Origin of the sequence: Salegentibacter tibetensis (assembly GCF_020164485.1) — a bacterium.
In the GTDB taxonomy this organism is placed as follows: Bacteria; Bacteroidota; Bacteroidia; order Flavobacteriales; family Flavobacteriaceae; genus Salegentibacter; species Salegentibacter tibetensis.
Window position 1 is genome coordinate 71,874 of the sequence record NZ_JAIQZA010000002.1, and the last position, 24,593, is coordinate 96,466.

24 protein-coding genes, 1 pseudogene and 1 riboswitch are annotated in these 24,593 nt (G+C 38.6%); of the genes and pseudogenes, 18 read left to right on the forward strand and 7 right to left on the reverse strand.

Features of this window, described 5'->3' with window-relative positions; all coding sequences use genetic code 11:
• From LB467_RS01355 to LB467_RS01395, 9 genes are all read left to right on the forward strand, one after another.
• On the forward strand, positions 1–1,074 hold the full coding sequence (locus tag LB467_RS01355) for a homoserine dehydrogenase family protein (RefSeq protein WP_224472241.1): 1,074 nt from the start codon (positions 1–3) through the stop codon (positions 1,072–1,074).
• Positions 1,075–1,094: 20 nt separating this feature from the next.
• Positions 1,095–2,258 (forward strand): trans-sulfuration enzyme family protein, encoded by a 1,164-nt coding sequence (locus tag LB467_RS01360; protein ID WP_224472242.1) that lies wholly within the window; start codon positions 1,095–1,097, stop codon positions 2,256–2,258.
• Between the two features lie 95 nt (positions 2,259–2,353).
• Positions 2,354–2,770 (forward strand): RrF2 family transcriptional regulator, encoded by a 417-nt coding sequence (locus tag LB467_RS01365; protein WP_224472358.1) that lies wholly within the window; start codon positions 2,354–2,356, stop codon positions 2,768–2,770.
• Between the two features lie 128 nt (positions 2,771–2,898).
• Entirely contained in the window at positions 2,899–3,150 is a 252-nt protein-coding gene (locus LB467_RS01370; RefSeq protein ID WP_224472243.1) for a DUF2061 domain-containing protein, read from the forward strand.
• A gap of 66 nt (positions 3,151–3,216) precedes the next feature.
• Complete coding sequence (locus LB467_RS01375; protein ID WP_224472244.1) at positions 3,217–3,846, forward strand: phosphoadenosine phosphosulfate reductase domain-containing protein; 630 nt, start codon at positions 3,217–3,219, stop codon at positions 3,844–3,846.
• A 179-nt stretch (positions 3,847–4,025) separates the two neighbouring features.
• Positions 4,026–6,119, forward strand: coding sequence for a HEPN domain-containing protein (locus LB467_RS01380; RefSeq protein WP_224472245.1), 2,094 nt, complete (start codon positions 4,026–4,028; stop codon positions 6,117–6,119).
• On the forward strand, positions 6,085–6,921 hold the full coding sequence (gene cobA / locus LB467_RS01385) for a uroporphyrinogen-III C-methyltransferase (protein WP_224472246.1): 837 nt from the start codon (positions 6,085–6,087) through the stop codon (positions 6,919–6,921). Before LB467_RS01380 ends, cobA begins: the two co-directional genes overlap by 35 nt.
• A gap of 9 nt (positions 6,922–6,930) precedes the next feature.
• A complete protein-coding gene (locus tag LB467_RS01390) occupies positions 6,931–7,524 on the forward strand; it encodes a precorrin-2 dehydrogenase/sirohydrochlorin ferrochelatase family protein (RefSeq protein ID WP_079713351.1) in 594 nt (197 codons plus the stop codon).
• On the forward strand, positions 7,517–8,581 hold the full coding sequence (locus tag LB467_RS01395; RefSeq protein ID WP_224472247.1) for an NAD(P)/FAD-dependent oxidoreductase: 1,065 nt from the start codon (positions 7,517–7,519) through the stop codon (positions 8,579–8,581). Before LB467_RS01390 ends, LB467_RS01395 begins: the two co-directional genes overlap by 8 nt.
• Before the next feature lie 297 nt (positions 8,582–8,878).
• Here the strand turns inward: LB467_RS01395 and LB467_RS01400 are convergent, their stop codons facing one another.
• The 3 genes from LB467_RS01400 to LB467_RS01410 form a co-directional block, all read right to left on the reverse strand.
• Entirely contained in the window at positions 8,879–9,736 is an 858-nt protein-coding gene (locus LB467_RS01400) for a DUF3761 domain-containing protein (RefSeq protein WP_224472248.1), read from the reverse strand.
• Positions 9,737–9,906: 170 nt separating this feature from the next.
• Positions 9,907–10,629: an FRG domain-containing protein gene (locus LB467_RS01405; protein WP_224472249.1), complete on the reverse strand. Its 723-nt coding sequence runs from the start codon at positions 10,627–10,629 to the stop codon at positions 9,907–9,909.
• A 147-nt stretch (positions 10,630–10,776) separates the two neighbouring features.
• Positions 10,777–11,298 (reverse strand): hypothetical protein, encoded by a 522-nt coding sequence (locus LB467_RS01410; RefSeq protein WP_224472250.1) that lies wholly within the window; start codon positions 11,296–11,298, stop codon positions 10,777–10,779.
• 220 nt (positions 11,299–11,518) lie between these two features.
• Here LB467_RS01410 and LB467_RS01415 point away from each other — a divergent pair, with 220 nt between their 5' ends.
• From LB467_RS01415 to LB467_RS01440, 6 genes are all read left to right on the forward strand, one after another.
• On the forward strand, positions 11,519–11,941 hold the full coding sequence (locus LB467_RS01415) for an OsmC family protein (protein WP_224472251.1): 423 nt from the start codon (positions 11,519–11,521) through the stop codon (positions 11,939–11,941).
• A gap of 184 nt (positions 11,942–12,125) precedes the next feature.
• Positions 12,126–12,234, forward strand: a riboswitch (SAM riboswitch).
• 52 nt (positions 12,235–12,286) lie between these two features.
• Positions 12,287–13,303 carry a homocysteine S-methyltransferase family protein gene (locus LB467_RS01420; RefSeq protein WP_224472252.1) on the forward strand — a complete coding sequence of 339 codons (1,017 nt, stop codon included), beginning with the start codon at positions 12,287–12,289 and terminating at the stop codon, positions 13,301–13,303.
• On the forward strand, positions 13,300–16,443 hold the full coding sequence (locus LB467_RS01425) for a vitamin B12 dependent-methionine synthase activation domain-containing protein (protein ID WP_224472253.1): 3,144 nt from the start codon (positions 13,300–13,302) through the stop codon (positions 16,441–16,443). Before LB467_RS01420 ends, LB467_RS01425 begins: the two co-directional genes overlap by 4 nt.
• A 78-nt stretch (positions 16,444–16,521) precedes the next feature.
• Complete coding sequence (gene metF, locus LB467_RS01430; RefSeq protein ID WP_224472254.1) at positions 16,522–17,478, forward strand: methylenetetrahydrofolate reductase [NAD(P)H]; 957 nt, start codon at positions 16,522–16,524, stop codon at positions 17,476–17,478.
• Between the two features lie 24 nt (positions 17,479–17,502).
• Positions 17,503–18,603: an acyloxyacyl hydrolase gene (locus LB467_RS01435; RefSeq protein ID WP_224472255.1), complete on the forward strand. Its 1,101-nt coding sequence runs from the start codon at positions 17,503–17,505 to the stop codon at positions 18,601–18,603.
• Entirely contained in the window at positions 18,600–19,355 is a 756-nt protein-coding gene (locus LB467_RS01440; protein ID WP_224472256.1) for a head GIN domain-containing protein, read from the forward strand. Before LB467_RS01435 ends, LB467_RS01440 begins: the two co-directional genes overlap by 4 nt.
• Here the strand turns inward: LB467_RS01440 and gldA are convergent.
• From gldA to LB467_RS01460, 4 genes and pseudogenes are all read right to left on the reverse strand, one after another.
• Positions 19,342–20,247 (reverse strand): gliding motility-associated ABC transporter ATP-binding subunit GldA, encoded by a 906-nt coding sequence (gene gldA / locus LB467_RS01445; protein ID WP_224472257.1) that lies wholly within the window; start codon positions 20,245–20,247, stop codon positions 19,342–19,344. The two genes, LB467_RS01440 and gldA, sit on opposite strands and share 14 nt — an antisense overlap.
• 101 nt (positions 20,248–20,348) lie before the next feature.
• Complete coding sequence (locus LB467_RS01450; protein ID WP_224472258.1) at positions 20,349–20,807, reverse strand: DUF3368 domain-containing protein; 459 nt, start codon at positions 20,805–20,807, stop codon at positions 20,349–20,351.
• On the reverse strand, positions 20,800–21,027 hold the full coding sequence (locus LB467_RS01455; protein ID WP_224472259.1) for a UPF0175 family protein: 228 nt from the start codon (positions 21,025–21,027) through the stop codon (positions 20,800–20,802). The genes LB467_RS01450 and LB467_RS01455 overlap by 8 nt, the downstream gene beginning before the upstream one ends.
• Before the next feature lie 84 nt (positions 21,028–21,111).
• Positions 21,112–21,252, reverse strand: a pseudogene (locus LB467_RS01460) (ATP-binding cassette domain-containing protein); the annotation flags it as partial.
• 513 nt (positions 21,253–21,765) lie between these two features.
• On the opposite strand from LB467_RS01460, the gene LB467_RS01465 reads away from it, so the two are divergent.
• The 3 genes from LB467_RS01465 to LB467_RS01475 are packed head-to-tail and all read left to right on the forward strand — an operon-like array spanning position 21,766 to position 24,583.
• Complete coding sequence (locus LB467_RS01465; protein ID WP_224472260.1) at positions 21,766–22,590, forward strand: prephenate dehydratase; 825 nt, start codon at positions 21,766–21,768, stop codon at positions 22,588–22,590.
• Complete coding sequence (locus tag LB467_RS01470; protein WP_224472261.1) at positions 22,590–23,738, forward strand: pyridoxal phosphate-dependent aminotransferase; 1,149 nt, start codon at positions 22,590–22,592, stop codon at positions 23,736–23,738. Before LB467_RS01465 ends, LB467_RS01470 begins: the two co-directional genes overlap by 1 nt.
• Complete coding sequence (locus tag LB467_RS01475) at positions 23,735–24,583, forward strand: prephenate dehydrogenase (protein ID WP_224472262.1); 849 nt, start codon at positions 23,735–23,737, stop codon at positions 24,581–24,583. Before LB467_RS01470 ends, LB467_RS01475 begins: the two co-directional genes overlap by 4 nt.
• Positions 24,584–24,593 lie beyond the last annotated feature (10 nt).

The window sequence follows — 24,593 nt, forward strand, 5'->3', positions numbered from 1 at the left end:
ATGAAGAAAGTGAATATCATCTTATTTGGAATAGGTAACGTAGGTAGTACCTTAATCCAGCAATTGCTCAGCGCAAGGGAGCAATGGGAAAAGCATTCCGGGGTTTCGGTAAGTATTCCCGTGATCGCCAATTCGAAGAAAGCGCTTTATAATGCCGAAGGCATTTCTGAAAACTGGCAAAAGGATTTCAAAAAATCTGCTGAAAAGTACAAATTGGAAGATATCCTGGATTTTACCAAGGAAAACGACCTGGAACACCTTATCGCAATAGATGCCACAGCGAGCAAGCAATTTGTAGAGCTTTATATTCGGCTAATTCAAAACGGATTTAATCTGGTAGCCGCCAATAAAGTGGCGAACACCCTTTCTGCCGATTTTTATAATAAATTACGCAAAGAACTAGATTACCACGGAAAATATTTTCATTACGAAACCAACGTGGGTGCAGGTTTACCAATTGTACAAACCATTCAGGGCTTGCACCAGGCGGGAGAAAAAGTCACTAAAATTAGGGGTGTTTTTTCCGGTTCTTTGAGTTTTATTTTCAATACTTTTTCTGAAAACAAAGAGAAATTCTCTGATGTATTGCGAAAAGCTGGAAAATTGGGATATACAGAACCTGATTCCCGGGAGGACCTTTCGGGAAATGATGTTGGAAGAAAATTGCTGATCCTGGCTCGCGAGCTTCAGCTGGAAAAGGAATTTCAGGAAGTTAAAATTCAATCCTTAATTCCGGAGAAACTGAACGGACAAACTTCCGCGGAAGAATTTCAGCGTAGAATAGGCGAGCTTGACGAAATATTTTTTCAGCATAAAAAGGAACAAAACAAAGATCACGTACTGCGGTACATAGGGGAAATTGAAGTAGGAAGTGCCAGCCTGGAGGCAAAACTTATTTCTGAACCTAGAAATAGCGCGCTGGGACAAATTAAAGGAGCCGATAATATTTTTGAAATTTACACTGAATCTTACGGCGATCAACCGCTGGTAATTCAGGGAGCCGGGGCAGGAGCAGCGGTAACCGCCCGCGGAGTAGCAAGCGATGTGCTTAAATTATCGCAAAGATTAAATTAAAAACAACAAAACCAACAATTATGCATTTTGAAACCGAAGCCATTAGAACACAAAACGAGCGTACACAGTACCAGGAGCATTCCACGCCATTGTACTTAACGTCCAGTTATGTTTTTGATGACGCCGAAGATATGAGAGCTTCATTTTCTGAAGAAAAGGAACGCAATATTTACAGCAGATTTACCAATCCCAATACTTCAGAATTTACTGAAAAAATAGCCAAAATGGAAGGGGCAGAGGCCGGTTTTGCTTTCGCGACCGGAATGAGCGCCGTATTTTCAAGCCTGGCTGCCTTGCTTAATAGTGGTGACCATATAATTTCAGCACGTTCGGTTTTTGGTTCTACACATAGTTTGTTTACTAAGTTTTTTCCAAAGTGGAATATTTCACATACTTATTTTAATGTGGACGAAGTTGATAAAATTGAAAGTTTAATAAAGCCCGAAACAAAGATCATTTTTGCTGAAACGCCAACCAACCCCGGTGTAGATGTTCTGGATTTGGAAGTTTTAGGGGAGATTGCTAAAAAACATAATCTTATTTTAATTATAGACAATTGCTTTGCCACACCCTGGCTGCAGAATCCTATAAAATTCGGGGCGCATTTGGTGATACATTCGGCTACAAAATTAATAGACGGGCAGGGCCGTGTCCTGGGCGGTGTAACAGTTGGAAATGCCGATCTTATTAGGGAAATCTACCTGTTCTCAAGGAATACGGGGCCGGCTTTGTCGCCGTTTAATGCCTGGGTGCTTTCTAAAAGTTTGGAAACGCTTGCAGTACGTTTGGATAAACATTGTGAAAACGCGGAGAAAGTGGCAGAATTTTTAGAAACCGAGGCCAATGCCGAAAATGTAAAATACCCATTTTTAAAGTCGCATCCGCAGTACGAGATTGCCAAAAAGCAGATGAAAAAAGGAGGGAATATCGTAGCGTTTGAGATTAAGGGAGGCATTGAAGCCGGGAGAAAATTTATAGATGCTATAAAACTTTGTTCAAGATCGGCTAATTTGGGGGATACCCGAAGCATCGTTACGCATCCTGCATCTACAACCCACAGCAAGTTGAGTGAAGAAGACAGGTTAGAAGCGGGGATAAAACCCGGATTGGTCAGGGTTTCAGTAGGACTGGAACATGTGGAAGATGTGGTAGCAGATTTAAAACAGGCTCTAAACTCAATTTAGTTATGGTAATTTCAGCAGGAATCGGGCTTTTTGATTTTTCCGTAGAGAATTCAATAATAAATGCGAAAAAGTCAAACTTTAAGTATATTCGCAATATGCTTTCAAAAAAGACCAAATACGGTATTAAAGCCCTGGCGTTTATCGCGAAAAGAGGTGATAAAAAACCGGTACAAACTTCAGAGATCTCAAAAAGTGAAAGTATCTCGCAGAAATTCCTTGAAAGCATACTTCTGGAATTGCGAAAATCGGGATTTTTAGGGTCTAAAAAAGGTAAAGGCGGCGGCTATTATCTAATCAAAGAGCCGGAAGATATTCGAATGACTTCAGTAATTAGGGTTTTGGAAGGTCCTATTGCAATGGTGCCTTGTGTAAGCCTTAATTACTATGAAAAGTGTGACGATTGCCCCAGTGAAGAAGCCTGTTCAGTACATAGTTTAATGATTCAGGTAAGGGATAGTACCCTAAAGGTTCTGGGCGATAATACTTTAGCCGATATTTCTACTAAGAAATAGGAAATAAGAAATAAATGTTAAATACTGAAATTTAGGCCTTTAATAATTGGTCTGCTAAAAAAACAAAGTTACTTTTGTTCCATAACCTACTAATCCGATAGGTTAATAGAATTTAAAGAGGAAGCAGTATGATACTGGATCAGGTAAAATCTAAAAGCACTTATAAAAAAGACAGTACTTCTGAGAAGCCCTTACGAAGTATTTTGAAAACGGTGAGTTGGAGAATTGTAGGGACCATAGATACGATTGTCATTTCATGGGTTCTTACAGAGGAGATTGAAACTGCACTCGCAATTGGGTCGGTAGAATTAGTAACTAAGATGATCCTGTATTTTGGCCATGAGCGGCTTTGGAATATGATCAGTTTTGGGAAAGAGTAAAATTACGTTTTAGAAAAGTATATAAAGTATAGTTAGGTTCGGAGACGGCCAGAAAATTTGTAAAAGATGAAACGGTACAGCGAAAATGAATTAAAGATCCTTAATCAGCAGTTTAAGGGAATTACACCGGCAGAGATCGTACAATGGGTAATATCAAACTCGGTAAGACCAGTGATCACTACCAACTTTAGGCCTTATGAAGCCGCAATTTTACACGCGGTTTCAGAAATAGACCCGGTAATAAAAGTGGTTTGGTGCGACACCGGCTATAATACCCCGCAAACTTATAAACACGCAAAGCAGGTAATAGACCAGTTATCACTTAATGTTAAGCTTTACACACCAAAGCAAACCGCTGCTTATCGTGATGCGCTTTTTGGTGGAATCCCGGATATTAATAATCCCCAACACGAAGAGTTTACTAAACAGGTGAAACTGGAACCTTTTCTGCGGGCTATGCGTCAGCAAAATCCAGATGTTTGGTTTACCAATCTAAGAAAGGGCCAAACCAGTTTTAGAGATAGCATAGATATTTTAAGCTATAGCAAAGACGGAATTTTAAAAGTGAGTCCGTTTTATCATTGGAGCGATGAAAAACTGGATGCTTATTTAGAGCAACATGAACTGCCAAACGAGTTTAAGTATTTTGATCCTACCAAAGTTTTGGAAAACCGTGAATGTGGTCTTCACGCTTAAATAAAAGAGATGGAAAAAGAGCATAAATATACTTTAATGTACCGTTAAATAATGTGTATTCCCTGCCCTTAAAAGTATCTTTTATAAAAATTATAGAAGGTCCAATTAAGTGAAAACTAGAAAAGGACCTTTTTTGTTAAACACCTGTAGTTCAGGCTTCAATTTAAAAATTATCAATAATGCAAAGTTTTAGAACCGAAATAGAGAACCCAATTGTAGAGCAAGATATCCTTGATTTAGAAAAGAAAATCAGGTTGTTTCGTGAGGGAAAGGCAGATGAAGAAAAGTTCCGAAGCCTGCGATTAGCGCGTGGGGTTTACGGGCAACGACAGGCGGGCGTACAAATGGTTAGGATAAAATTGCCGTTTGGAAAGGTAACTTCAGAACAACTACATAGAATTGCCGATGTTTCTGATGAATACTCAAAAGGCCGTTTGCATATTACTACGCGTCAGGATATCCAGATTCACCACGTGAGTTTAGACAGAACTCCAGAGCTTTGGGCGCAGCTGGAAAAAGATGATATTACTTTGCGTGAAGCCTGCGGAAACACTGTGAGGAACGTAACCGCTTCCCCAACCGCGGGAATTGATAAAAACGAACCTTTTGATGTTTCCCCATACGCGCACGGTACTTTCCAGTTTTTTCTACGGAACCCGATTTGCCAGGAAATGGGAAGAAAATTTAAAATTTCTTTCTCTTCTTCAGATGAGGATACTGCCTTAAGTTACATTCATGACCTTGGTTTTATCGCGAAGTTGAAAGATGGAAAACGCGGATTCAAGGTAATGTTGGGCGGTGGACTTGGTTCTCAACCAAGACATGCCGATGAGCTATATGATTTTCTTCCGGTGGAAGAAACCCTTCCTTTAATTGAAGGGGTATTGAGAGTTTTTGATCGTTACGGTGAACGTGCAAAACGCCTGAAAGCGAGGATGAAATTCCTTGTAAAAGATATAGGAAAAGATGCTTTTATGGAGTTGGTAGCCGAACAAAATACGGCCCTCTCTAAAAACCATCCAAAATTTGAAGTTGAAAAATTTGAAGCTGCACCGCCGCTTCAGGATGTTGAGGTGCCTTCAGTAACAATTGAAGATCAGAAAGATTTTGAAACCTGGAAAAACACCAATGTTCTTCCGCAGAAACAGGAGGGCTTGTTCGCGGTTGGAATTCGTGTTCCCTTAGGTGATTTTTATACCGGTGGCGCCAGGAAACTGGCAGATTTGGTGAAAAAATACGCCGGTAATGAGATAAGACTGAGTCTAAGACAGGATATTTTAATTCGCCACGTAAGGGAAGAATTCTTAGCATTTTTCTATTCAGAATTAAAGAAACTGGGCTATGCCGATACCGGTTATGATAAAACGGTAGATATCACGGCCTGCCCCGGTACCGATACCTGTAACCTGGGGATTGCCAGCAGCACCGGAATTGCCGATGTACTGGAAGATGTTTTAAAAGAAGAATATCCGCAGTTTATAAACGGAAAAGATATTACGATAAAAATAAGCGGCTGCATGAACGCCTGCGGGCAGCATAATATGGCTGAGATCGGTTTTCAGGGAATGTCGGTAAAAGTTGGCAAAACCGTGGCACCGGCAGTTCAGGTGCTATTGGGCGGAGGAACCCTTGGGGACGGCCAGGGCCGTTTTGCCGATAAAGTGGTGAAAGTACCCAGTAAACGCGGGCCGGAAGCTTTACGATTCTTGCTAAACGATTATGAAGCAAATGCAAATGCTGAAGAAAAATTTGCGGAATATTACGACAGGCAGGGGAAAACATATTTCTATGATTTATTGAAAGAACTGGCCGATACTTCAAACCTAACAGAAAACGAGTTTGTAGACTGGGGTCACGAAGAACCTTACATAAAAGCTGTGGGTGTGGGCGAATGTGCCGGGGTTGTTATAGACCTTATCGCAACCTTATTATTTGAAAGCGAAGAAAAAATAGATAATGCTAAAAGTGCACTGGAAAGAAATGCCTGGGCAGATAGTATTTATCATTCTTATACCTCAATTGTAAATTCAGCCAAGGCTTTATTGCTGGCAGAAGATGTAAAAACCAACACCCAGGCGGGGATTATTTCTCAGTTTGACGAGTTGTTTGTAGATACCAAAAAAATTGAGTTATCGACTTCTTTTAAAGAATTCGTTTACCAAATGAATGAGCATGAGCCAACGGAAGCTTTTGCCAATAAGTATTTAGAAGATGCGCATTTGTTCCTAAAAAGAGTAGATGCATTTAGAACAAAGGAGGTACAAAATGTATAATTCACCAAAACTAAGCGTGGTAGGCGCAGGGCCTGGAGATCCGGAATTGATCACCATTAAAGCTCTAAATGCTTTAAAAGATGCCAAAGTGGTACTTTTTGATGCGCTTATAAACCGAGATCTATTAGAATATGCACCGCAAGCGGAGCATATTTTTGTAGGAAAACGAAAAGATAAGCATCGTTATTCACAGGATGAAATTAACGAGCTCATTGTAAAATATGCCCTTGAAAGAGGCCATGTGGTGCGATTAAAAGGTGGCGATCCTTTTATCTTCGGAAGGGGATCTGAGGAGATTAATTATGCCAAAAGCAAAGGTTTGGAAACGGCTGTGGTTTCAGGGATTACTTCCTCAATAGCGGTTCCGGCAAATGTGGGAATTCCGTTAACACAACGGGGAACTTCTGAAAGTTTTTGGGTGATCACAGGAACAACCACTCAAAAGAAACTCTCTGATGATGTTCGCCTGGCAGCACAATCTACCGCAACGGTGGTTATTTTAATGGGGATGGCGAAACTCGCTGAAATTGTAGAGGTTTTTAGCCACTACGGAAAAGAAAATATTCCGGTTGGAATTATTCAGAATGGTACTACCGCCAATGAGCAATCGGGTTTCGGAACCATTAAAAGTATTGAGAAAGTAGTTGCTAAAAAACAATTAACCGCTCCCGCCATTATTGTTATTGGTGAAGTGGTTCGCGAAAGCGGACAGCTGAAAGCTGTTTTTCAGGAAGTTCAAAATCAGTCACAAAATTCATTAATTAATGAAACCTGTGAGGTTTTAAAAACCTCACAGGTTTAAGTGCAGACTATGGAAGAAAGAAACGAATTATACCCGGTCTTTTTAAAGGTCAATAAGCTGAATATCCTGGTCGTTGGAGGCGGGCAGGTGGGACATGAAAAATTGCATTTCCTGTTTAAATCGAGTCCGAATGCCAATGTAGAAATTGTAGCAAAATGGTTTTTGCCTGAAACAGAAGAACTGGCAAAAAAACACGGGGCCAAATTGACCAAAGGCAGATATAGAAGAAAATATCTTAAGAACCGGCATTTTGTAATCGCGGCTACCAATGATGCTAAATTGAATAAGCGCGTTTATAAACACGCCAAAAAGCGGTATTTACTGGCCAATATAGCCGACACTCCGGAACTCTGTGATTTCTATATGGGCGGAATTGTAAATAAAGGCCACGTAAAAATAGCGATTTCCACGAATGGAAAATCGCCTACCGCGGCAAAGCGTTTACGCCAGTTCTTTGAGGAAGTAATTCCTGAGGATGTAAACCAAATGGTAGAAAACCTGAATGAATATCGAAGCACTATAAAGGGCGATTTTGAAGCCAAAGTAGAGCAAATGAATTCTATAACCGAATCTTTAAAAGTTAAAAACAAGAGTGATGATTAAGACAGATATCCTGATAATTGGGGCCGGACCAACCGGATTGTTTACCGTTTTTGAAGCGGGATTGCTAAAGTTGAAAACCCACTTAATAGACGCGCTGCCGCAACCCGGCGGGCAATGTTCTGAGATATATCCTAAAAAACCAATTTATGATATTCCGGCATTTCCAGAGATTTTAGCGGGAGATTTGGTTGGAAACCTCATGGAACAAATAAAACCTTTTGAACCAGGCTTCACTTTGGGCGAACGCGCCGAAACTTTGGAAAAGCTGGACGATGGTACTTTTATAGTAACCACAAATAAAGGCACCAAACACCACGCACCCGTGGTGGCTATAGCCGGTGGATTAGGTTCTTTTGAACCAAGAAAACCCCCTATTGCCAATATTGCAGATTTTGAAGATAAGGGTGTTTCTTATTTTATTAAAGATCCTGAAGTTTACCGCGATAAGAAAGTTGTGATCGCCGGTGGAGGGGATTCAGCTTTAGACTGGGCCATTTACCTGGCCGATGTTGCTGCTGAAGTTGCTTTGGTACACCGGAGGGCAGAGTTCCGTGGGGCATTGGATTCTGTAGAAAGAGTTTCAGAATTGGCCAAACTTGGTAAGATTGAAATGATAACCAATGCTGAGGTTGTTGGCCTTAGAGGTGAAGATCAACTTGAGCAGGTGGTAATTAGGCATAAAGATGAAGCCCGCGGGGAGGAATTTAAAGACGTAGACGATTTTATTCCGCTTTTCGGATTGTCGCCTAAACTGGGCCCGATTGGAAGCTGGGGGCTGGAAATAGAGAAAAATGCGATTAAAGTTGATAATTCTTACGATTATCAAACCAACATTCCCGGTGTTTATGCCATTGGTGATGTAAACACTTATAAAGGAAAATTGAAATTGATCCTTTCCGGTTTTCACGAAGCGGCGATTATGTGTCAAAGTGCTTATCAGCGAATTTTTCCTGATAAAAAATATGTACTTAAGTACACCACCGTTGGTGGCGTAACCGGATTTGATGGTAGTAAAAAAGAAGCCAAAAAAGAAGTGGTACAGAGTATTGGGGTGTAATCCCCTGGCCCCGAAGGGGGAATTAATTAGAATAAAATACAATAGTTTTAAAGCTTATTAAGCTCCCCTCCTTTTTAAGGAGGGGTGGCCGATAGGCCGGGGTGGTTTAACCCTTCTGTCATTGCTTCGGAATGCCCGTTTCGCTTGAGAAGGGAGGAGTTTTAACCGCCATATATAGCGTGTGTCGAGTTAATCGGGAAGAGCCGTATCAAGAAAGCTTTCGGGAGTGGAGAGGCGCACTCCGTCAATTTCTGACGGAGCCGTCTACTTGATTGGCGGTAGTACTTAAACGAATTTTTAATTTAACCACTTTTTTACTCCACCATGTCCTGAACAAGTTCCTCGTCTATTTCTACTAAAGCTATAGGTTCCGTCTTTACATAATGCTGTCGCTCCGTTCGGTGGTGAATTATAATAGGATGGAGATTGGACCTTTTCTCCAAAAGAATTAGTGTAAAACTTTACATTTGATCTTGGTTGATTATAATTATTGTTGTTATAATCAGGATAATATTTTTCTTTAGGTTTGTAGTTAAGAATTGAGGAGACTTTACTTTCTTTTTCTTCATTTAGTCTCCTTAATTCATTTGCACGATCAATTTGAATTTCTCTATATTCAGCAACTACGTGTAAATAGTTGGAAACCGAATCAAAATTTTGGAGGTTAGAATTTAGATCTTCAAGATTTTGTTTTTGAGTTTGAATTTCTACTTTGTATAAGTACATTGATTCAACTTCATTCTCGAATTTAACTATGTATTCTTCTAATTCATTCAGACTATTTTTCTGAAATGAAAGATTATCTTTTATTCTTTCAAGATGTTTTTGTTTTGTATTTAAATCAGATCGAAGCTCTTCTAAATCCTGAATATTATTTGTTGCTCTTATTTCATCTCTATATAGGATTAGATTTTCTCTAATTTCCTTAGCTTCTTTAAATAATGATTGAATTTCCTGGAATTTTTTTTCTATGTGATATTTATCATTGTCATAGGCCTCAGTGGTATTGAGAACTACATCATCATCAAAATATCTTTCGTACAATGTATAGTATCGGTTTTCTCCTGCTACAAATTCAGATTTTTTACTTATAAAAAATTCATAAATGGAAACGGAAGCAACTAATATTAAGAGAAAGGAAAATATTCGTTTCATCTAATTGTTTTTAAAAAAGTATTACCACCAACAGCTACGGTTACCTCAAGTTTTGAAATTATGGATCCGGACTTGTCGGCTTAGTTATTTTCTTTCCTGGTTTCTACTAAAATTATAGTTTTTCTACAATACCCGTTATTTGCGATGAACCGATGTTATGATTTGTAATTTTATTCATCACTCAATAGAAGTTTCGTTTCAATTTCTCTCTTATTTTCTCCCAATACTTTTAAATACTCATTTAGGTAATCAGATAAACTATCAAGGTCTTGGTACAAACTAAGTTTATTTATTCCATAAAAATCTAAAGATCTAATTATTCCATTTTTTGATTTGGAATCGATAACTATTTTATGAAGTTGTTTTCCTAAAGTTTTTTCTAAACCAATTTCAGGTTTACCCGAGATTGTGAATAAACCTCTTTGATTTATAATTCGGGATGCTAAACCGCTTGGAAAGAAAACAGCAAAATTTTTAAACTCAAAAGGATTTTCTCCTCTTTCAAATTCATTAATATCTGTAATGGCATAATAGTATATTACACCATCTTTATCGAAATTTTCATAACAAGCAAAATAAGCTGCAACTAAAGGATTTTTTGACCAATCTAATAATCTAGTTCCTAATCCGTGATGTTGAGCAATAGCCAGCCAATCCCAGTCATTATCAGGATATTTATCTAAATGAAATTTGGCATATCTTTTCCAAGCTTTGAAAGTATGAGCATCTGTGAAAGTTGCAGAATAATTTTTATGGAATTCTTTTCTTCCTGCTTTTGGAATAACAGACCAATTCTTATCTGATTGTCCCCTAAAAATTAATGTATTTCTTTTCTTTAGAGGCTCGAGTTTTTTAATTAATTCCTCAAAACTTTTGATGTATATCTCTTTCATAAATTATTAAGCATAACGGTTGCAGCTGTCGCTAGTTTCGGGAATAAAGACTCGGATTAGTCGGCTTAGTTGTTTAATAATTGGCTACAAAATAGTAATTTTTCAGCATACTACTCGTTATTTTCAATGAGCCGTGGTTAGCCACTGTTAATTTTCTTCCACTAAAACATAATTGGAGTCCATCTTTGGATTTTTATTATATCCTATAACTATTTTAAAACCTGGTAACTGCCATTCTCTCAATTCGAAATGAGATTGCTCATTCATAGTCATTAAATCATATTTTGTGAATTCTTGACCTAAATATTTAGCTTCACCAAGTTCTACATAAAATTTATCCACTAAAACTTTAATTGATCTTTCTTCTGGATGATTTTGAGCGAGATAAAGAGATTTTGTTCCATCTTTATTATCAGTTAAACTTATGTAATCAAACTCTTTATCTCCCAACTCAAATGTTATATCGGAAACTTTAATAGCACCAGCTAGTTCTTCATTCAATGAAATTTCAGACGGCTCCATTTCTTCGTGATTATAATAATAAGGATTTATTCCAAGTTTGGAAAGAATTGCTTTTGTTCCTTCTTTTGTTCTTGTCTGCTTTATTTTTTCAGACTTTGAATTATTAGACGAACTTTTGTTTGATTTGAAAAAATCGAATAGTCCCATTTTTTTGAAAATTTATTGTTGTGAACTCGTTAAACCCACATCCTTCCAAACTGAACTAAAGTTCGCAACCAGTATAAAAGCAGGTTTATTTATAAGCTTCCCGTAAATCTATTAAAAATCTGTTAATTTCATTTACGAGAATCCGTAAACCCTGCATAAGCTTTAGAACTGTGAGGTTTTTTAGTAAGCATTGCTTAAGTTTGTTCAAAATAAGATTCCAATGAAGATTAGCCTTAAAAGACTCAATAAAGATTATCATTTTGAAACCGTAAACGAACGTGGAGACATTGTTCACTTAGACAATAAAACCGATGCCGAACCAAAGGGCGCCAGCCCAATGGATTTATTGCTTCGGGCCATTGCCGGTTGCAGCAGTATTGATATTGTTATGATCCTTAAAAAGCAACACCTGGAACTTGAAGATCTTCAGGTAGAAGTTGAAGGTTTTAGGGAAGATGGTGCGATACCCAATGTTTTTAAGGAAATTCAGCTTAATTTTCTTTTAAAAGGAGATGTGCCTGCAGCAAAAGCAAAACGCGCAGTAGACCTTTCTATGGAGAAATACTGTTCTGTTTCTAAAATGCTGGAAAAGGCAGCTGAAATTAATTATGCTATTACTCTAAACGGGGAGTTGATAAATTAAAAGATTCTGTTTATTTGCCTTATTAATTTTTATTACTTCAGTGAAAGTAATAAGGATCACCTGTTTTTTAGAAATAAATTACAGTAGGGCAACTAAAATAAATTATCCGTAAAAATAGTAAGCACACCTTGCATTTAAAAGGCTGTGCCGTATATTTGCTGATTCAAGTTCATTGTTTATAACATCGTTATCAAGAAAGGTTGAGGGAATAGACCCGTTGAAACCTTGGCAACCCTCCTGTAATGGGAGAAGGTGCTACGTTCTACTGCGCTTTTGGCGCAGATAGATAACAAGAAAGAATTCTTTCCCGCTTCTTTTTTTGATAGTGATTTTAGATAAAATTATATGTCGAAATTAGAAGAACAACTTCAAAAAAATATACTCATTTTAGACGGTGCCATGGGCACGATGCTTCAGGATTACAAATTTTCTGAAGAGGATTTCCGTGGAAAACGTTTTGCTGACTGGCCGGTACCGGTGCAGGGAAATAACGACCTGTTATCCATTACCCAGCCTGAAGCAATTGCAACCATTCACCGCAAATATTTTGAAGCCGGTGCCGATATTGTGGAAACCAACACCTTTTCTGCAACCACCATCGCTATGGCCGATTATAAAATGGAAGAGCTGGTAGATGAACTCAATTATGAGTCGGCCAGGATTGCCAAAGAAGTCGCCGTAAAAATGACTGAAGAAAATCCGGAAAAACCTCGTTTTGTAGCCGGCGCTATTGGGCCAACCAACAAAACAGCGAGTATGAGTCCCGATGTTAACGATCCCGGTTTCAGGGCAATTTCGTTTGAAGAATTGCGGGTAGCATATAAACAACAGGCCAAAGCTTTAATAAAAGGTGGCGTGGATATACTTCTGGTAGAAACCGTTTTCGACACTTTAAACGCTAAAGCCGCGCTTTTTGCCATAGAAGAACTTAAAGAAGAATTGCAACTCGATATTCCTATAATGGTTAGCGGAACAATTACCGATGCTTCGGGCCGAACCTTATCGGGGCAAACCGCTGAAGCTTTTCTAATTTCAGTATCGCATATTCCGTTGCTAAGTGTTGGTTTTAACTGCGCTTTGGGCGCTAAAGAACTAACTCCGCACTTGGAGGTTTTAAACCGTTTTGCGAGTTCCGGTGTTTCGGCTTATCCTAACGCAGGCTTGCCAAATGCTTTTGGAGAATATGATCAGGATGCTGAAGAAATGGCAACGCAGATCAAAGAATATTTAGAAAAAGGACTGGTAAATATCCTGGGAGGTTGCTGCGGAACAACACCTGAGCATATTAAAGCTATAGCTGAAATCGCCAAAGATTATAATCCCAGAAAAATAGTGGAACCTGAATTTTCCACCGCTTTATGATAGAAACAGTGAAAAAAGAAACAGATCAGGAGGAATTTTCTACCCCTAATAAAAAACAAAAAGAGGTGAGACCTCTGAAATTATCAGGCCTTGAGCCACTAATAATTACTCCCGACAGTAATTTTGTAAATGTAGGGGAGCGTACCAATGTGGCCGGTTCCAAAAAATTTCTTCGGTTAATTAAAGAAGAGAAATTTGAAGAAGCCCTTGAAGTTGCCAGGGACCAGGTAGATGGTGGGGCGCAGATTATTGACATCAATATGGACGATGGCCTTATTGAAGGTAAAGAGGCTATGGTGAAGTTCCTAAACCTAATTGTAGCCGAACCCGATATTGCCCGTGTGCCTATTATGATAGACAGTTCTAAATGGGAGATTATTGAAGCCGGTTTGCAGGTGGTCCAGGGAAAATGTGTGGTGAATTCCATTAGCCTTAAAGAAGGTGAAGCAGAATTTATTGAGCACGCCACCAAAATAAAGCGCTACGGGGCAGCGGTAATTGTAATGGCTTTTGATGAAGTGGGGCAGGCCGATAATTATGAACGCCGAATTGAAATCGCAAAACGATCTTATGATATTCTGGTCAATAAAGTGAAATTTCCGCCCGAGGACATCATTTTTGACCTGAATATTTTCCCGGTGGGAACCGGGATGGACGAGCATAAACGCAATGCTATAGATTTTATTGAGGGAACACGTTGGGTAAAAGAAAACCTTCCACATTGCAGTATAAGCGGCGGAGTGAGCAATGTTTCGTTTTCCTTCCGCGGAAATAATCCGGTACGGGAAGCCATGCATTCGGTGTTTTTGTATTACGCTATTAAAGCCGGAATGAATATCGGGATTGTAAATCCTGCACTTCTTGAAGTTTATGATAATATTCCAAAAGATCTTTTAGAACATGTTGAAGACGTAATCCTGGACAGGAGGGAAGATGCCACCGAGCGCCTGCTTGAATTTGCCGAAACAGTGGTAGGTTCAAAACGAGAAAGTAGAGTAGATCTTTCGTGGAGGGAAAAACCCTTGCAGGATAGGGTTACCCACGCACTGGTAAAGGGAATCGATGCTTTTATTTTAGAGGATATAGAACAGGCCCGCCAGGAAGCCGATCAACCTATTGAGGTCATCGAAGGTCATTTGATGATAGGAATGAACGTGGTTGGTGATCTATTTGGAAGCGGAAAGATGTTTCTTCCACAGGTAGTGAAATCGGCGCGGGTAATGAAGAAAGCGGTAGCTTATCTTTTACCTTATATAGAAGCTGCAAAAAAAGCCCCCCAGCCTCCAAAAGGGGAGGATTATTGGGAAAAGGCTGAACCGGAACTCTTCGTTTCAATGAAGGAATTTGCCAAAAAACATCGCTATAATAATATTAGTGAAGCCGAAACCATTTTGGGTGATGTTTTAGATACAGGGGACTTAAAGGATTATGAGTTTAAGAAACAGCATATAATAGGAAGTTATATAGCCGATTTTGTGTGTCTTAAAGAAAAGCTTGTCGTAGAAATTGATGGCTTGATCCATCAATTGCCCGAAGATAAAACAACTAACGAAGAAAGAACAGCCTGGCTAAAAGAGCACGAGTTCAGAATTATTAGGTTTAAGGGCGATGATATACATTCTGATCTGGACAGCGTTGTAAATAAAATTTCCAGAATGCTTAAAAAGGCGCCACCATCGAGTGCTGGAGGGGCTGGAAAAGTTTTAATGGCCACCGTTAAGGGAGATGTTCATGACATTGGGAAGAATATTGTGAGCGTGGTATTGAGTTGCAATAATTATGAAATTATAGACCTGGGCGTTATGGTGCCTTCAGAAAAAATTATAGCAACAGCCAAAGCAGAAGGTGTTGATGCTATTGGGCTAAGCGGTTTGATCACACCTTCTTTAGACGAGATGGTTTTCCTGGCCAAAGAGATGGAACGGCAAAATTTTGACGTGCCTTTGTTAATTGGAGGCGCCACTACTTCAAAAGCGCATACAGCGGTTAAAATAGATCCGCAATATAAAAATGCGGTTGCCCACGTAAACGATGCTTCCCGTGCAGTTACCGTAATTGGTGATTTATTGCGGGAAGATACTCGTATAAAATATATGAGCGATCTTAAAGCCGAATATGATAAATTCAGGCTTAATTTTAAGAAAAGGAGTAAGGTGAAATCCTTTTTACCTATAGAAGAAGCAAGAAAAAACAAGTATTCAATTGAGTGGGAAACCACTCAAATCACTAAGCCAAATAAGCCGGGAATTCAGCAGATTGATGATTTCGATTTAAAAGAACTTGAAGCTTTTATAGACTGGAGTCCGTTTTTTAGAAGCTGGGATTTGCACGGCCGGTACCCCGATATTTTAAAAGATAAAGTAGTAGGGGAACAGGCAACTTCTTTATTTGCAGATGCTAAAGTTTTGCTGAAAAGAATTCTTGATGAGAAATTATTAAAAGCAAAAGCGGTGTACGGATTGTTTCCGGCAACTACCATAAACGATGATGACATCGAGGTTTCTTATGAAGAGGATTCAGAAGGAAAAACGATGCTTTTCAGAACCCTTCGGCAGCAATTAAAAAAGCACGGAGGAAAACCAAACTTTGCGCTTTCCGACTTTATTGCGCCAAAGGAAACGGGAATTCAGGATTATATCGGTTGTTTTTGTGTGACAACAGGTTTTGGAACTGCAGAGCTCGCCGCGAAATTTGAAGAAGACCACGACGATTATAATTCGATAATGATAAAAGCCCTGGCCGATCGTCTTGCGGAAGCTTTTGCAGAATATTTACATAAAAAGATAAGACGCGAAGATTGGGGTTATGCTCCCGAAGAGAATTTAAGCAACGAAGAATTAATTAAGGAAACCTATAAGGGAATTCGCCCCGCACCGGGTTATCCGGCCTGTCCAGATCATTTGGAGAAACTAAGTATTTGGGAGGTTTTAAAGGTAAAAGAGCGAATTGGCGTAGAGCTTACCGAAAGTCTGGCGATGTGGCCGGCCGCAAGTGTAAGTGGTTATTATTTTGCCAATCCTGAAGCGCGTTATTTTGGCCTTGGTAAAATTAAAGACGACCAGGTAAAAGATTTTGCCGAGAGAAAGGGAATTCCGTTGAAGAAAGCTGAAAAATGGCTTAACCCGAATATCGCAGATTAAACATAATGAATAGCAAGGTAGATTGTAAAAATGTAGAATGAAAGTACAGTTTACAATATACATTTTACATAAGATTAAATGAAAGTAACAGAACATATAAAACAAGCTAAAGGAGAAACATTATTCTCTTTTGAAATCGTTCCACCACAAAAAGGAAGGAATATTCAGGATCTCTATAATAATATAGATCCCCTAATGGAGTTTAATCCGCCGTTTATAGATGTGACTACCTCTCGGGAAGAACACGTTTATATTAAAAAAGCGGACGGTTTACTGGAAAGAAAGATAACCCGTATGCGCCCCGGAACGGTTGGAATTTGTGCAGCAATAAAGCAAAAATATAATGTAGATACTATTCCACATGTACTTTGTGGCGGTTTTACCCGGGAGGAAACTGAGTATTTACTGGTAGACTGTCATTACCTGGGTATTGAAAATGTAATGGCACTTCGCGGGGATGCTATGAAACACCAACGCTATTTTGAACCTACTCATGGTGGAAACTGTTTTGCCAGTGAGCTGGTAACACAAATTAAAGATTTGGGAGAAGGAAAATACCTAAACGAAGTTATTGAATCTGATAATAACGCCGATTTTTGTATTGGTGTGGCCGGTTATCCCGAGAAACACCTGGAATCACCGTCTTTACAAACCGACTTAAAAAGGCTTAAGGAAAAAATAGATGCAGGCGCAGATTATGTGGTAACACAAATGTTTTTTAATAATAAAGCTTATTTTAATTTTGTAGACCTGGCAAGGGCAGCAGGAATCACTGTTCCCATAATTCCCGGTATAAAACCAATAGCCGTTAAAAGACACCTGCAACTGTTGCCACAGGTATTCAGCATAGATTTGCCTGAAGAATTGATAAAAAATGTGGAAGCCTGTAAAAACAATACCGAAGTTAGGAAAGTTGGTATTGAATGGGCTATAGAACAATCTAAAGAACTGAAAGACGCCGGAGTTCCTGTTTTGCATTATTATTCAATGGGAAAAAGTACTAATGTTCAGAAAATTGCGGAGGCGGTTTTTTAAAATATTAGGCTACATTTGCGGATAATGAAGAAAATTACCGCCCTTATTTTTCTTTTTATCCTCGATAGTATATCGGCCCAGGAACCCGGGAAGAATTATTATTCTTTTGATGCCAGTTATTTCTACGGAACCATTGCCGAGCATAGTCCCGATATTGCCCATTTAATTACCGGACATCCTACGGGGCTTATCCTTGGTTTTAATAAAAAAAGTTTCGGATTTGAAGATTGGGAAAAACGCTACAACTATCCCGATGTGGGAGTTTCCCTTACCTATCAGGATCTGAAAAATCCTGATTTGGGCGAGAATTACGGACTTTACTCGCATATGAATTTCTACCTGTTCAAACGCAATTTAATGTTTAGAATAGGACAGGGGCTTGCTTATGCTTCCAATCCATATCATCCCGATAATAATTTTAAAAATAACGCCTACGGTTCGCGCTTGCTTAGTTCTACCTACCTGATGGCGAATTATAAAAAAGAGAATATTTTTGAAGGTTTGGGCATGCAGGCAGGCTTATCATTAATTCACTATTCCAATGCCGATTTCACTTCTCCAAATTCCAGCACCAATACTGTTACTTTTAACCTGGGAGTGAATTATGTGCTGGATCATCAAAACCAGCCAAATTATATTCCTAAAGGACCTAAAGAAAAATATACAGAGCCAGTTCATCTAAATTTTGCTTTACGGAGCGGGGTAAACACCATGGGAATTATCGGGTCTAAACAATACCCGTTTTTGACTTTTTCAGCTTACGCCGATAAGGTGCTGAATCATAAAAGTACTCTCCAGGCAGGAACAGAGCTTTTCCTTTCAAAAGCAATGGAAGAACGTATTTATTACCAGTCCGTAGCCTTTCCTTCCGGAAATACTACCGGCGATGAAGATTCAAAACGCGTTGGAATTTTTGTTGGACATCAGTTAAATTTCAATAAATTATCGGTGATCACCCACCTGGGATATTATGCCTATTTTCCTTATGAGCATTTTGTAGATCAGTTATATAACCGGGTTGGTTTACAAAGAAAAATTACCGAGAATCTTTGGGCTTCGCTCACCGTGCGATCCCATTATGCCAATGCTGAAGCTGTAGAACTTTCAATAGGATATCGATTATGAAAAAAGGAATTTTATGCATAGCGATATTGATTTTTATCTTTTTGGGATGTGATTATGAAGAAGCGCCCACTTGTATAAAAACTTCCGGGGAAATTATTTCTGAAGAATTTATTGTTGATGCTTTTGAAGAGATTATGGTCTATGAGCGTGTTAAGCTCTTTATTGAACAGGGCGATGAATATAAAGTTAAGATTGAAACCGGAGAAAATCTTAGGGAAAATGTTTTTGTTGAAGTAGTTGATAACCGACTAGAACTCAGGAATGAAAATTCCTGCAACCTTTTTCGGGATTATGAGGTCACCAGGATTTTTGTGACCACACCTACCTTAAACTGGTTGCAAAACAGCAGCGGAAGTGCTATAGAAAGTATTGGTGCGCTTAATTTCCCAAAACTTTGGTTGCGATCTTTTAATCAGGAACGCGACCCGAAGATTCACACCAATGGCGATTTTATTCTTGACCTGGAGGTTGAAAATCTAAGAATTACCAACGATAATATTTCCAATTATTTCCTCACCGGAAATGCCGAAAATGTAAACCTGTTTTTTGCCAATGGAGACGGAAGGCTGGAAGCAGGAGATTTTATCGTGCAGCATTACGATATTCTGCACCGCGGAACCAATAAATTAATCATCAATCCGCAGCAATCTTTAAGAGGGGATATTTTTGGGTTCGGAGATATTATTTCCAAAAACCGCCCACCCGAAGTAGATATAGAAGAACACTACACCGGCCGACTTATTTTTGAGTAAGTTCAGCAAATAAACTTTCCAGGTTCCTGGTTTTTTGATTTAGCTGAAGTGTCTTTAATCCGTTGTCGTGGGCAAAATCAAAAACTGCCGGGCGCATATCTTCTTTGGTGTCGAAAGTGAGTTCGTAGGCAAATCCGCCTACATTTTTAGCCGCAAGAAGATGTGGTAATTTCTGAAGGGCAACTTGTTCAACCCGGTAATCGAATTCCACTAAAATCACCTGTTCATTTTCTTCGCGTAATTCCTTTAAATGCTTATCGGCAACAACTTTTCCTTTATTGATAATAATCACCCGGTCGCAAATAGCTTCCACTTCCTGCATAATATGAGTAGAAAGAAAAATAGTTTTACCGGATTTTTCTTTCCCTATATTCTTAATGAGATTCCTTATCTCCACCAATTGGTTTGGGTCCAGCCCAGTGGTAGGTTCGTCTAAAATTAAAACTTCCGGGTCGTGGAGCAGGGCAGTGGCCAGCCCAACACGTTGGCGATAACCTTTAGAAAGTTGCTCTATTTTTTTATTAGCTTCAGGTTTAAGGCCGGTAAGTTGAATAACTTCTTCTATCCGCGATTTATCGGTTTTGTAAATTTTGGCGTTGAATTCTAAATATTCTCGCACATACATTTCAGTATATAGCGGGTTGTGTTCGGGTAAATACCCAATTTGCTGCTGGATTTTATGTAAATCGTCTTCAAGGGAAATTCCGTTTACTTTAGCTTTTCCTTCAGAAGCAGCTAAATAACCGGTAAGGATTTTCATTAAAGTAGATTTTCCAGCGCCGTTTGGTCCCAAAAAACCCACAATTTCCCCTTTGTTCAACTTAAAAGAAACAGCATCCAGCGCTTTTTGTTCACCGTAAAATTTAGAAATTCCTTCAACATAAATAGACATAGCAAGCATTTTTTCAAAAGTAAGAATTATTGTTGTGGAGTCGGGACTGGAAGTTGGAGAATGGGTGTTAATGGTTTTTTAGCACGTAATACTGATTCTTATCAATTCTCATTATTTAAAGTCAAAAGCTCTTCAATTATATTTTGAGAAATTCGAAAGTCTGTATCTAAAATTTTTTGGATAACCGGTTTAACTTTATCAATAAATCCTAGTTGTTTTGCTTTATGAATAATCCCCAGGGTACCTGTGATTTTTAGATTTAGACGATTTGCCAGTTTCCTTGCTTTTAAATCATCCAATAGCAGTAAAGTGTTTTTTAGTTCTTTCGCCAAAGCTATTGCACTTGCTTCGCCTAAATCTAATTGTAATTCTAAAATTTCCTGAAATTCTTTATTTGAAACCGGTTGTACTTTAATCCAATTTGGAAGTTCTTCACCAAATTCTTCGGCAATTTCGGGAGTAGTAATAACTTCAGAATATACTTTTTTAAGCAGCTCAAGATGGTTAATCCTGGAAAAAAGAATTAAAATACTGGTATCAGAAATGACTGTTCTAGGCATTGGAAATATCAGAGTGTAAATCGGAGATAGAATTACTAAAAATAGAAACCCCGTAGTTGCCTAAAAGTTCTATAAATGTCCTTTTAGAAACACCAGCCATTTTTGCAGCTTGTCCTAAGCTCAACCTGGAGTCTTCATATAGCTTGGTAGAAAGGATCATGAGAAGATCATAATCTTTCATATCTAAAGAACTTGGTATATCTATTTTTATAGTTCTCATAACTAACTGGTTTTAGGTTAAAGTTACTAAAATGTCTTTAATAATTGATTCTTTCTTTTTAACCTACTTTAAAATATCCATTGGAATTTTCATTAAAGTAGATTTTCCGGCGCCGTTTGGTCCCAAAAAACCCACAATTTCCCCTTTGTTCAACTTAAATGAAACGGCATCCAGCGCTTTTTGTTCGCCGTAAAATTTAGAAATTTCTTGAACATGAATAGACATAGCGAGCATTTTTTCAAAAGTAAGGATCTTTATATCGCCGGAAATAGGTCATATTTAGGAATATTCAGTTTCGAAAAAGCAATCCTGTTGTAGATTTCGGAATTACCGGGTACTTATTTTGAAACTCATTAGAAATATTTCGATGATTCTATAGAAAAAAAATCAAGTCTGCAAAAAGCTTGAGGAAGCTTAAAAAAACCTAAAAAAGGGTTTTTCATTAAGGAATTATATTCTACTTTAGCCCCGTAACAAAAAAACAATGAATCACTTAATTAGCTGGAACGCATTCTATTTTTTTTATTTCTATTTCAGAGATAGGAACGGGAATGCTATGTAATTAAGTAAAAAATTATATAAAAAAGTCCCGATAAAATCGGGACTTTTTTTTTGCTCACTAAGTGAGATTTAATATGTGTGGCCTCAGAGTTTAAATGTTTTGTTTTTTCAACTTAATGTGTGTTGGCTTCACTTCAGAATATTAATCTGCTAAGTGGGATTTATTATAAAAAATTAATGGATAAAATTATTGCAATTCAGGGTGTACAGGGTTCATTTCATCATTTGGTGGCCCAGGAGTATTACCACAATGATGTTGAGGTTTTAGAATGTATGTCTTTTGCCCAACTCACTAAAAGCCTTTTGAAAGGCGAAGCTACCGAAGGTGTGATGGCTATAGAAAATTCTATTGCCGGGTCTATTTTACCAAATTACGCCCTGATAGATGAAAATAATTTAAAGGTGGTTGGGGAGCATTACATTCCTATTGATATGAATTTTATGGCGATGCCAGGGCAAAAGATAGAAAACATCAAGAAAGTATATTCGCACCCTATGGCACTTTTGCAGTGCAAGGAATTCTTTAAAAAGCATCCGCATATTAAATTGATTGAAGATACCGATACTGCTGAAGTAGCAAGAAGGATTTCAGAAAAAGGAAGTACCAAAGTTGCCGCGGTCGCCAGTAAAGCGGCAGCCCAGTTATTCGGACTTGAAATTTTGGCCGAAAGCATCCATACCAAGAAAAGCAATGCAACGCGATTTTTAATTATAAGCACCAAAAAGAAGGAGCCAAATGGCGATAAAATAGATAAGGCTTCTTTAAAATTTGAACTGGAAAGCAAACGCGGCAGCCTGGTTTCGGTTTTAAATATCCTGAGGGATTTTAACCTGGATATGACCAAGATACAGAGTATGCCTATTATAGAATTTCCGTGGAAATATTCATTTTTTATCGATGTAATCTTTGACGATTATGCAGAATTTCAAAAAGCGATGGATATTCTGGAAGTGATGACCGAGCGATTAACAATTTTAGGAACCTACAAAAACAGTTTGTAATGATAGAGCAGGCCAAAAGGTTGAACCACGTAAAAGAGTACTACTTTTCTTCAAAATTGAAGGAAGTGCGTGCAATGGCAGCTGCCGGGAAAGATATTATTAACCTTGGCATTGGTAGCCCGGATTTGCCGCCACCGCCACAAGTGATTTCGGCTTTAAATGAAGCTTTGGTAAACACCGGGGCGCACCAATATCAGCCATATAAAGGTACCGCCGATTTTAGGAATGCTATAGCCGAATTTTATCAAAATCATTACCAGGTTGCCCTCGATGCCGAGACTGAAATTCTGCCACTTATGGGTAGCAAAGAGGGGATCACGCATATTTCTATGGCTTTTTTAAATGAAGGCGATGAGGTGCTTATTCCAAATCCCGGCTATCCAACCTATTCTTCGGTTACCGAATTGGTGGGTGCTAAAGCGGTTTACTACGACTTAAATGCCGAAGGAAACTGGTTGCCGAATTTAGAAGAACTGGCTAAAAAAGATTTGAGTAAGGTGAAGTTAATGTGGGTTAACTATCCGCATATGCCTACCGGCGCTTCGGCAAATGATAGTCTTTTTGAAGAACTGGTAGCTTTTGCCAAAGCACATAAAATTTTGATCGTAAACGATAATCCGTATAGTTTTATTTTAAACGAGCATCCTAAAAGTATTTTAAAAGCTGAAGGTGCTAAAGACATGGTTTTGGAACTGAATTCTTTAAGCAAAAGCTTTAATATGGCAGGTTGGCGAATAGGAATGCTCTGCGGAAGCGAGAAAAACCTGAACACTGTACTGAAAGTAAAAACCAATATGGATAGCGGGATGTTTTATCCGCTTCAGGCCGGAGCAGCTGCTGCTTTAAGATTAAACGGAGATTGGTTTTCTGCTCAAAATGAAATTTATCACAGCCGAAAAGAAAAAGTGCTGGAACTAGCTGAAGCTTTGCAATGCGAACCCGAAAAAGACCAAACCGGGATGTTTGTTTGGGCAAAGGTTCCGAAGGGAACAAATGCAGAAGCTTTTGTAGATTTTTTACTTAATAAATACCACATTTTTACCGCTCCGGGATTTATTTTTGGAAGTAACGGGAAAGGTTATATTCGGTTTTCACTTTGTGCAACCGAAGAAAATATTAACAGGGCTATAAAAAGAGTTACCTCATGAAAGTTCAAATAATAGGAATAGGACTTATAGGCGGTTCGTTTGCGCTGGATATCAAATCGGCTTTTCCCGAAGCGGAAATCTACGGGAGCGATGCTGATGAAAAGAATTTGAAGAAGGCGCAGGAACTTGGGATTATAGATCACCCGGCGAAAATTGAAGATGTTGAGCACGCTGATGTTGTTTTGGTGGCAGTTCCGGTAGATGTTGCGAATAAAGTAGTGACAGAAGTTTTAGACCTGGTTAAGGAAAATACCCTGGTTTTTGATGCCGGTTCTACAAAATCGAGACTTTGTAAAGAAATTGCAAATCATAAAAACCGGAGAAATTTTTTAGCGGCTCATCCTATTGCAGGAACCGAATTTTCCGGCCCTGAAGCAGCGATCCCTAATTTGTACAGGGATAAAACAAATATTATCTGTGAAGTAGAAAAAACAGCATTTAAACTTCAGGAAAGGGCGCTGGATATTTTTCAAAAACTGGGAATGCGCATCAGGTATATGGATCCTGTTTCTCACGACAGGCATATTGCTTATGTTTCGCATTTATCGCATATAAGTTCCTTTATGCTAGGAAAAACAGTGCTGGAAAAAGAACGTAACGAGCGGGATATTTTCGATCTGGCGGGCAGTGGATTTGCTTCCACAGTAAGGCTTGCCAAAAGTTCGCCGGCAATGTGGTCGCCCATTTTTCAGGAGAATAAAGAGAATGTGCTGGAGACTTTAAATGAATACATCAATAACCTTACGCATTTTAAAGAATTGCTGGAAAAAGACGATTTTCAGGAGGTATATAACGAAATGCAACGCACCAATCATATCAAATCAATTTTAAACGGAATAAACTAAAAATTAGGAT

Coding starts and splice junctions, on each gene's coding strand:
- cobA (WP_224472246.1), top strand. CDS start 6,085: ATGCATTTAGAACAAAGGAGGTACAAAATGTATAATTCACCAAAACTA.
- LB467_RS01455 (WP_224472259.1), bottom strand. CDS start 21,027: ATGAGAACTATAAAAATAGATATACCAAGTTCTTTAGATATGAAAGAT.
- LB467_RS01475 (WP_224472262.1), top strand. CDS start 23,735: ATGAAAGTTCAAATAATAGGAATAGGACTTATAGGCGGTTCGTTTGCG.
- LB467_RS01415 (WP_224472251.1), top strand. CDS start 11,519: ATGAAGATTAGCCTTAAAAGACTCAATAAAGATTATCATTTTGAAACC.
- LB467_RS01405 (WP_224472249.1), bottom strand. CDS start 10,629: ATGAAAGAGATATACATCAAAAGTTTTGAGGAATTAATTAAAAAACTC.
- LB467_RS01375 (WP_224472244.1), top strand. CDS start 3,217: ATGAAACGGTACAGCGAAAATGAATTAAAGATCCTTAATCAGCAGTTT.
- LB467_RS01440 (WP_224472256.1), top strand. CDS start 18,600: ATGAAAAAAGGAATTTTATGCATAGCGATATTGATTTTTATCTTTTTG.
- LB467_RS01395 (WP_224472247.1), top strand. CDS start 7,517: ATGATTAAGACAGATATCCTGATAATTGGGGCCGGACCAACCGGATTG.
- LB467_RS01425 (WP_224472253.1), top strand. CDS start 13,300: ATGATAGAAACAGTGAAAAAAGAAACAGATCAGGAGGAATTTTCTACC.
- LB467_RS01380 (WP_224472245.1), top strand. CDS start 4,026: ATGCAAAGTTTTAGAACCGAAATAGAGAACCCAATTGTAGAGCAAGAT.
- LB467_RS01360 (WP_224472242.1), top strand. CDS start 1,095: ATGCATTTTGAAACCGAAGCCATTAGAACACAAAACGAGCGTACACAG.
- gldA (WP_224472257.1), bottom strand. CDS start 20,247: ATGTCTATTTATGTTGAAGGAATTTCTAAATTTTACGGTGAACAAAAA.
- LB467_RS01420 (WP_224472252.1), top strand. CDS start 12,287: ATGTCGAAATTAGAAGAACAACTTCAAAAAAATATACTCATTTTAGAC.
- LB467_RS01365 (WP_224472358.1), top strand. CDS start 2,354: ATGCTTTCAAAAAAGACCAAATACGGTATTAAAGCCCTGGCGTTTATC.
- LB467_RS01390 (WP_079713351.1), top strand. CDS start 6,931: ATGGAAGAAAGAAACGAATTATACCCGGTCTTTTTAAAGGTCAATAAG.
- LB467_RS01370 (WP_224472243.1), top strand. CDS start 2,899: ATGATACTGGATCAGGTAAAATCTAAAAGCACTTATAAAAAAGACAGT.
- LB467_RS01410 (WP_224472250.1), bottom strand. CDS start 11,298: ATGGGACTATTCGATTTTTTCAAATCAAACAAAAGTTCGTCTAATAAT.
- LB467_RS01400 (WP_224472248.1), bottom strand. CDS start 9,736: ATGAAACGAATATTTTCCTTTCTCTTAATATTAGTTGCTTCCGTTTCC.
- LB467_RS01435 (WP_224472255.1), top strand. CDS start 17,503: ATGAAGAAAATTACCGCCCTTATTTTTCTTTTTATCCTCGATAGTATA.
- LB467_RS01355 (WP_224472241.1), top strand. CDS start 1: ATGAAGAAAGTGAATATCATCTTATTTGGAATAGGTAACGTAGGTAGT.
- LB467_RS01470 (WP_224472261.1), top strand. CDS start 22,590: ATGATAGAGCAGGCCAAAAGGTTGAACCACGTAAAAGAGTACTACTTT.
- LB467_RS01465 (WP_224472260.1), top strand. CDS start 21,766: ATGGATAAAATTATTGCAATTCAGGGTGTACAGGGTTCATTTCATCAT.
- metF (WP_224472254.1), top strand. CDS start 16,522: ATGAAAGTAACAGAACATATAAAACAAGCTAAAGGAGAAACATTATTC.
- LB467_RS01450 (WP_224472258.1), bottom strand. CDS start 20,807: ATGCCTAGAACAGTCATTTCTGATACCAGTATTTTAATTCTTTTTTCC.